The 6,895-nt window shown below is 64.0% G+C and carries 7 protein-coding genes; 4 read left to right on the top strand and 3 right to left on the bottom strand.

The window, feature by feature from the left end; all coding sequences use genetic code 11:
* The 3 genes from AC2W7L_RS16880 to AC2W7L_RS16870 all read right to left on the bottom strand — a co-directional run.
* Positions 1-550: SRPBCC domain-containing protein (locus AC2W7L_RS16880; protein WP_486005373.1), on the bottom strand; the 550-nt coding region annotated here is incomplete at its 3' end.
* 1 nt (position 551) lies between these two features.
* Entirely contained in the window at positions 552-962 is a 411-nt protein-coding gene (locus AC2W7L_RS16875; RefSeq protein ID WP_486005372.1) for an ArsR/SmtB family transcription factor, read from the bottom strand.
* An 81-nt stretch (positions 963-1,043) separates the two neighbouring features.
* Positions 1,044-2,330 carry an MFS transporter gene (locus tag AC2W7L_RS16870; RefSeq protein ID WP_486005371.1) on the bottom strand — a complete coding sequence of 429 codons (1,287 nt, stop codon included), beginning with the start codon at positions 2,328-2,330 and terminating at the stop codon, positions 1,044-1,046.
* A gap of 102 nt (positions 2,331-2,432) precedes the next feature.
* Between AC2W7L_RS16870 and AC2W7L_RS16865 the strand changes: the two genes are divergently transcribed.
* The 4 genes from AC2W7L_RS16865 to AC2W7L_RS16850 all read left to right on the top strand — a co-directional run bounded on the left by AC2W7L_RS16865 (position 2,433) and on the right by AC2W7L_RS16850 (position 6,809).
* Positions 2,433-3,005, top strand: a complete 573-nt coding sequence (locus tag AC2W7L_RS16865) for a CGNR zinc finger domain-containing protein (RefSeq protein WP_486005370.1) — start codon at positions 2,433-2,435, stop codon at positions 3,003-3,005.
* 271 nt (positions 3,006-3,276) lie between these two features.
* Positions 3,277-4,737, top strand: a complete 1,461-nt coding sequence (locus AC2W7L_RS16860; protein WP_486005369.1) for an APC family permease — start codon at positions 3,277-3,279, stop codon at positions 4,735-4,737.
* A 229-nt stretch (positions 4,738-4,966) separates the two neighbouring features.
* A complete protein-coding gene (locus AC2W7L_RS16855; protein WP_486005368.1) occupies positions 4,967-5,650 on the top strand; it encodes a universal stress protein in 684 nt (227 codons plus the stop codon).
* A gap of 307 nt (positions 5,651-5,957) precedes the next feature.
* Complete coding sequence (locus AC2W7L_RS16850) at positions 5,958-6,809, top strand: fumarylacetoacetate hydrolase family protein (protein WP_486005367.1); 852 nt, start codon at positions 5,958-5,960, stop codon at positions 6,807-6,809.
* The last annotated feature ends 86 nt before the right edge of the window (positions 6,810-6,895 follow it).

The raw sequence follows: 6,895 nt of genomic DNA, 5'->3' as shown, positions 1-6,895 counted from the left end.
CTGACGGCGGCTCAGACAACCTGGCGCAAGGTTCTGAGCGCGTCAGGTAGTAATTAGGCTTCGAGGAGGAGGCGGTCGAGTTTGTTGTAGCCCTCGACGATGCCGTGCTCCATGCCCGAGGCGACCATGCCGTCGCGGGACTCGACCGAGTCGAAGATCGAGGTGACATCAGCCGTGTCCGCCCGTCACCGAGGTCGGTGAGCGTGAGGATCTCGAGATTGACCGCGTCCGCGAATCCCTCATAGGTGAAGGTCTGGACGATGCGCTCGTTCTCCCGCACCTCGTGGAACGAACCGAAGAACGCATATTCGCCGCGATCATCGTTTGAAACGTAGCTCCAGTTCCCGCCGGTTGTCGCGTTCCATTCGCGGATCGTGTTCGTGATCGAGTCCGGCCCGCACCACTTGACGAACAGCTCGGGGTCGATGTGCGCCCGAAACACCTTGTCCGGTGTGGCGGCGAAGTCGCGGGTGATCGATATGCTCTGTACGCCCTCTGGAATGTCGAGCTGGAGAGTCGAAAAATCGGCTGCGGTGTCTGTGGTGGTCATGTCATGCTCCTTTGCGTGATCTTCTGTGGGTTGACGTACCTTCGGATCCCGTCGCCGAGGCGGCGCTCGAGTCCGAATTGTTCGCTTCCTCGTCCGCGTTCATCTGTTCGAGGACGGCGTCGAGGCGTTGGTAGCGTTCCTCTGCCTGTTGTCTGTACCTTTCGATCCACTTCGTCATCAGATCGAACACATTGTCTTCGAGGTGGACTGGTCTGCGCTGGGCGTCGCGGGTGCGGGAGACCAGTCCGGAGTCCTCGAGCACCTTGAGATGTTTCGACACTGCCTGCAGGCTGACGTCGTAGGGTTCGGCGAGTTCGTTCACTGTCGAGTCTGCGACGCTGAGGCGGGCGACCATGTCCCGACGGGTCGGGTCTGCCAGTGCCGCAAAGACCTTGGACAGCTGATCGGCCATGGAGCCTCCTGTGCATCGATATCAGAATCTATAATCAACCGGTTGGTTGATTAAAACCCTAAGCCCATCGAAATGATGAAGTCAACCGTTTGGTTGAATAAAGTGCGCGGGTTCCGATCGGGCCGCGGCCTCGAGGTCATCGACACGGGCACGCAATCCCCGATAGCGGGTGCCGAACCACAGGCAGATCGCGACTGCCACGGCTGAGGCGATGAGGAAGGCCGACTGGATGTCGAGGATTTCGACGACCAGGGCCGCCAGCGCGGAACCGAGTGGAAGCGCTCCCCAGCTGATGACACGCGACGCCGAATAGACGCGGCCGAGCAGCGGCAGGGGAGTGGCCCTCTGCCGGATCACCGCAACGATGACCCGCCAGATCGTCGAGCCTGCACCGGCAAGGACCATGCCTGCGACGATGACCGGAAGCGGTGCGCCGAGTGCGGCCGGGAGGACGAGCAGTATTGTGCCGACCGAATCGAGGAGCAGGAGGAATGTCGTCGAAAGTCGAGTCTGTAGACGCTCGACGAGCCCCGCAGCGGCAAGCCCGCCGATCGCCATCGCTGCAAGAACCCACCCATAGGCTGCAGAGCTCAGGCCCAGCGGCCCCGGCGCGACGGCGTAGAGAACGAAGATCGCGGTCCATGCACCCCAGATGAGGCTCATCGCCGCCGTGAGAATAGTCAGCTCGCGCTGCAGGAGATCGGCCCAGAGGTAGCGCAGTCCGTCTCTAACCCGGAGAGAAGGTTGCTCTTCGGTGCTCCCGGCATCGGCGCCCGAGCCGCGCGCGATGGCAGGGGTGGCCTGCCGCCGCATCGCCAGCAACAGGCTGAGTCCAGCCGCTGCGGCCAGTGCGTAGAGTCCACCACCAACTGCCGCTGCAGCCAGCCCGGCCGCACCGAGGAGGAAGCCTGCCAGTGGCGGGCCGGCCAGCTCATTGGCGACGCTGATCGTCGCCTCCATCTTGGCGTTCGCCCCGGTCAGCTGCTTGGCGGTCACGGTGCGGGGGATTCCGGCGATGAGTGAGGTGTCAACGAGAGTCTCGGCGACACCGTAGATGAGGGCGGTGATCATGACAGTCGGTGTCACGAATGCATCGAGCACAATTGCCGCAGTCAGGCCGAGCAGTGCGAGGCAGCGGGCGCCGTTGGCCAGAGTCAACAGCATCTGCGGCGACAGTCGGTCGACAATCCAGCCTGCGTGCAGACCGCACAGCGGCCAGGCGATCGTCGCTGCCGTCGTCACCAGGGCGACCTCGCCGGGAGAGGCTCCCGCGGCAAGAGCGATGAGCGGCAGTGCGGTGAGGGTGATCCCGTCGCCGAGGTTCGACGAACAGGCGCTCGCCCAAAGGCGTCCGAAGGGGGTGATCATGGCAATCGCCATCCTAAGTCAACCAGCAAAAGAAGTTTAGATGGTCAAGTCTGATGCTTCGGTTCTCACCTGTCAATAGCTGATAGATGGTAAAGTGTCGGTATGGATATCGAACACGTCGGCAACGCGCCGTGCCTGGAGCTGACCAACTCGATTCCCGATCGCACCGCTGGCGATCGCGACTGGTTGGCCGAGGCGGAAACGGCTGCGGACTGGGCGGCCTCGCTCGGACTCGTCTTCGAGGCGGAACCCACCGCGCGAGACCTCGCGGAGCTGAGGCGATTCCGCGAGCACGTCTTCGACGTCTTCGATGCGCTCGCCTCAAGCGCCGCCTTGCCTCAGCGCGACCTCGACGCCATCACCGAGGCGCACGCCCGGGGACTGCGGATGTTCGGCCTCCGTCCTCCCACACAGCAATCCGCAGGGCAGATCGACTCAGGGGCGATCGCCAGAGACTGGCCCCAGCGCTGGAGCGCGGCGGCACTGACCGCCTACTTCGCCCAGTCGGCGAGCGACGAACTCACCGGATCCCGCCTCGACCGACTCAAGTCCTGTCCGGGTTGCCGGTGGCTCTTCTTCGACACCTCACGCAACCGCAGCCGCCGTTGGTGTTCGATGCAGACCTGCGGAGGACGGGACAAGGCACTGCGTCACTACCACCGCACCCGCGGTTAGGATTCACGGACAGCGGAGCGCCACCTCGGCGAGGAAATTTCGCCTCAGGACTACCGGACGCGCTCAGCAACCTGGCGCCAGGTATCTGGGCCGCCGTCAGGTAGTAATTGCTGGGGGGTGCCCCGCAGAATCCGCGCATTCCGCCGGGCCGTCGTGCTTGCACGGACCCGGGTTCACGATTTCACTAGTTCGGCGCCGCCGGAGTCGTGATCCTGAAGTACAGTCGAAGCGACGAGGTATACCGAGCCGACAATGATGTCAGGAGTTGACTATGCCCACACTGCGACAGCAGCTGTTCCGGATCAAACCGGTGCCGCGGCAGAAGGAAGACGTCGAGACCGATCTCAAACGCACGATCGGGCTGTTCTCGCTGACGATGGTCGGCGTCGGCTCGACCATCGGCACCGGCATCTTCTTCATCCTCTCCGAGTCCGTTCCGGTGGCGGGTCCCGCCGTGATCTGGTCATTCGTCATCGCCGGTGCCGTCGCCGGCCTCGCGGTCATCTGCTATGCCGAGCTCGCCGGCTCCGTGCCCGTCTCCGGTTCCTCCTACTCCTATGCCTACGCGACCCTCGGTGAGTTGCCGGCGATGGGCGTGGCCGCCTGTCTCCTCCTCGAATACGGAGTCGCGGGAGCCGCCGTCGCCGTCGGCTGGTCGCAATACGTCAACCAGCTGCTGTTCAATCTCTTCGGATTCGAGATCCCGCATGCCCTGGCCTATGCGCCGGAAGAAGGCGGAATCGTCAACCTCCCGGCGATCCTGCTGCTCGCGATGTGCTGCTTCCTGCTGGTGCGCGGCACCGGCGAATCCATCGTCGTCAACGCGATCATGGTCTGCCTCAAGGTCGGCGTCCTCATCTTCTTCGTCTGCGTCGGCGTCACCGGTTGGAACACCGACAACTTCTCTGACTTCGCCCCCTTCGGCATCTCCGGAGTCGTCGCCGGTTCCGGTCTGATCTTCTTCAGCTACGTCGGCATGGACGCCGTCGCCACGGCCGGTGATGAGACGAAGAACCCGAAGAAGACGATGCCCCGCGCCCTCATCGCCGCCCTCATCATCGTCACCTCCGTCTACGTCCTCGTCGCCGTCGCCGCCCTGTCCGCCCAGCCGTGGGAGGAGTTCGACGGACAGACCGCCGGACTGTCGGCCATTCTCGAGAACATCGTCGGCTCACAGTGGCCCGGCACGGTCGTGGCCGCCGGAGCAGTGATTTCGATCTTCTCCGTCACCCTGGTCTCCATCTACGGCCAATCGCGCATCCTCTTCACAATGGCCGGCGACGGAATGATGCCCAAGCTCTTCCGTGAAGTCAATCCCCGCACGCTCACCCCGGTCAAGGGCACGATCGTCGTCTCCGCCGTCATCGCGGTCCTCGCCGGTTTCATCCCACTGAACTTCCTCGCCGAGATGACCTCGATCGGTACCCTCGTCGCCTTCGTCGTCGTCTCCCTGGCCGTGATCATCCTGCGCGTGCGCGAACCCAATCTCGAGCGCGGTTTCAAGGTCCCGTTCTATCCCGTCCTGCCGGTGCTCTCGATCATCGGCTGCTTCTGGATCATCTCGAGCCTGCAGCTCATCACGATCATCGTCTTCATCATCTGGACCGCCTTTATCCTGGGCCTGTACTTCATCTTCGGACGCAAGTCCTCCGTCCTCGGTCGGCAGCTCGCCGAGGCGGGACCCACCAATCCCGAATCCGCCGGAACGGACTCCACAGGAGGAGCCAAATGAGCATCGTCGTCGGTCTCGCCCCAGGTCAGGACAACCGCGCCGCCGTCGAGCTGGGTATCGTCCTCGCCCGCACCTATCGGCGCCGGATCGTCGCAACTGCCGTCGACTCCGCCGCGTTCCCGATGGCGCCCGTGCACTTCGAGAGTCAGTACGAAAAGAGATTCCGCACCGTCGCAGAGGCGGCCCTCGACGAAGCGCGTGCGCTCATTCCCAGCGATATCGAGTCCGAATGCGTCCTCCACTCCGCGCGGTCTCACGGCGCGGACTGCTCGAGATGTGCGAGAAGACCGATGCCTATCGCCTTGTCGTCGGACCGTCGTCGGAGGGGAAGTCGGGCAAAATCGCGCTCGGGTCGGTGTCGAACGGTCTGCTGCACAGCGCCAGGCTTCCGGTGGCCCTGGCCCCGGCCGGATTCGAAGCGCCTGCAGGGGCGCGGCTGGAGCGGATCACGGCCGCGTATTCGGGGTCGTCCACCTCGGCGGATCTCATTCTTGGTGCTGCGATGGTTTCAGCGGAGTCGGACGTGCCGTTCCGCATCGCCTCGTTCGCCCCGCGTTCGCGTGTGGTCGCCTCGGCGAACGTGCCCTTTGACATGGAGTCGCGCGTCATCGACGAATGGACGAAGACCGTCCAGCGCGACACCGACAAGATCCTGGGCTCGATCGAGCAGCTGCACATCAAGCCTGGTGAGACCGACGTGGTTGTGGGCACTGGTGCAGATTGGGGCGCGGCGCTCGCTGCTGTCGAGTGGAAGCATCCGGAAGTGATGATGCTCGGGTCCTCTGGCCTGGGTGCGCTCAAGCGAGTGTCTCTGGGCAGCTACGCGATGCGGATCCTGCAGAACTCTCCGGTGCCGATCGTTGTCGTGCCCCGCCGCGCGAAGGCCGATTACATCCGCCAGCAGACAGTGTGAGTGCTGTGTGAGCCCCGCCTGCTGAACATGCGCCGAGGGGCTTTCGGGCATCACTCACTGTTAGGGCCACAACCCCCTGCAAGTGGCTCGTCCTACAGGCTGCGAAGCACCCCTCACCCGTGGTGGCATAACCCTCTGCAGGAACGGGGCGGTGCGGCACTGCGAGTGAGGGATGGTCCTGATGCGCCGCGTATCTGCGATGTTGCGTTTGTCCAATACTTGAGCGGTTCCAAATAAGCCTCGGCGGTTTCGCTAGCGTGGCGGCAGGTCACAACGACGTGGCCTGGAGCTAGTAGAGAGGAACCGCATGGAACTGCTGCGACTGGGACCGATCGGACACGAGATTCCGGCAGTCCGCCACGATGGAGTCTGCTTCGACCTCCGTTCACTGTTCGATGACATCGATCCGAACTTCTTTGCCGCCGACGGCATCGGACGCGTACGAGATGCGCTCGCCGCTGGGGAGCTCAGCACGCTCGACGGTGCCGACGAGATGCGCATCGGCGCACCGCTGACCAGGCCTTCTGCCATCGTGTGCGTGGGCATGAACTATGCCGCGCACGCCCGCGAAACCGGAGCAGAACCTCCCGAGCGCCCTGTCATCTTCTTCAAGATGCCTTCGACCATCGCAGGCCCCAATGACCCGATCGAACTGCCGCCGTATGCGACGAAGGCCGATTGGGAGGTCGAGCTCGGAGTGGTCATCGGTACGCGGACCTTCAGAGCCGCCTCGGCGGAGGAGGGGCTCAACAACGTTGCCGGGTACGTGCTCGGCAACGATCTGTCCGAACGGCGGCTGCAGATCGAAGAGTCCGGGGGACAGTGGTCGAAGGGGAAGAACCTGCCCGGGTTCACCCCGCTCGGCCCGTGGATTCGCCCCGCCGCCGAGGTGGACCCCGGTGACCTTCGGCTGCGCAGTTGGGTCAACGGAGAAGCGCGACAGGATTCGTCGACGAGTGACCTCATCTTCTCCGTCGCCGAGATCATCGTCCAGCTCAGTCAGGCGATGGCCTTCGAGCCGGGAGACGTCATCCTCACCGGCACCCCACAGGGCGTCGCGCTGTCCGGACAGTACCCGTACCTGGCAGACGGGGACACAGTCGAACTCGAGCTCGAAGGGCTCGGCCGGCACCGTCAGGTCGTGACCGTCACCGAGTGAATGCACGAAGCGGCGCACCTATGAATGGTGCGCCGCTTGTGCTTGGGGACCCGCGTCTCAGAGGTGACGCCGGATCAGGTGGGTGC

The organism is Brevibacterium sp. LAARM3_SD1 (assembly GCF_057364765.1).
The sequence above is the reverse complement of the archived record's forward strand: the minus strand, read 5'-3'. Positions and strand labels throughout refer to the sequence as shown.

Excerpts from the sequence above, each read along its gene's own strand:
- AC2W7L_RS16875 (WP_486005372.1), bottom strand. The coding sequence starts at position 962 with ATGGCCGATCAGCTGTCCAAGGTCTTTGCGGCACTGGCAGACCCGACC.
- AC2W7L_RS16870 (WP_486005371.1), bottom strand. The coding sequence starts at position 2,330 with ATGATCACCCCCTTCGGACGCCTTTGGGCGAGCGCCTGTTCGTCGAAC.
- AC2W7L_RS16865 (WP_486005370.1), top strand. The coding sequence starts at position 2,433 with ATGGATATCGAACACGTCGGCAACGCGCCGTGCCTGGAGCTGACCAAC.
- AC2W7L_RS16860 (WP_486005369.1), top strand. The coding sequence starts at position 3,277 with ATGCCCACACTGCGACAGCAGCTGTTCCGGATCAAACCGGTGCCGCGG.
- AC2W7L_RS16855 (WP_486005368.1), top strand. The coding sequence starts at position 4,967 with ATGCGTCCTCCACTCCGCGCGGTCTCACGGCGCGGACTGCTCGAGATG.
- AC2W7L_RS16850 (WP_486005367.1), top strand. The coding sequence starts at position 5,958 with ATGGAACTGCTGCGACTGGGACCGATCGGACACGAGATTCCGGCAGTC.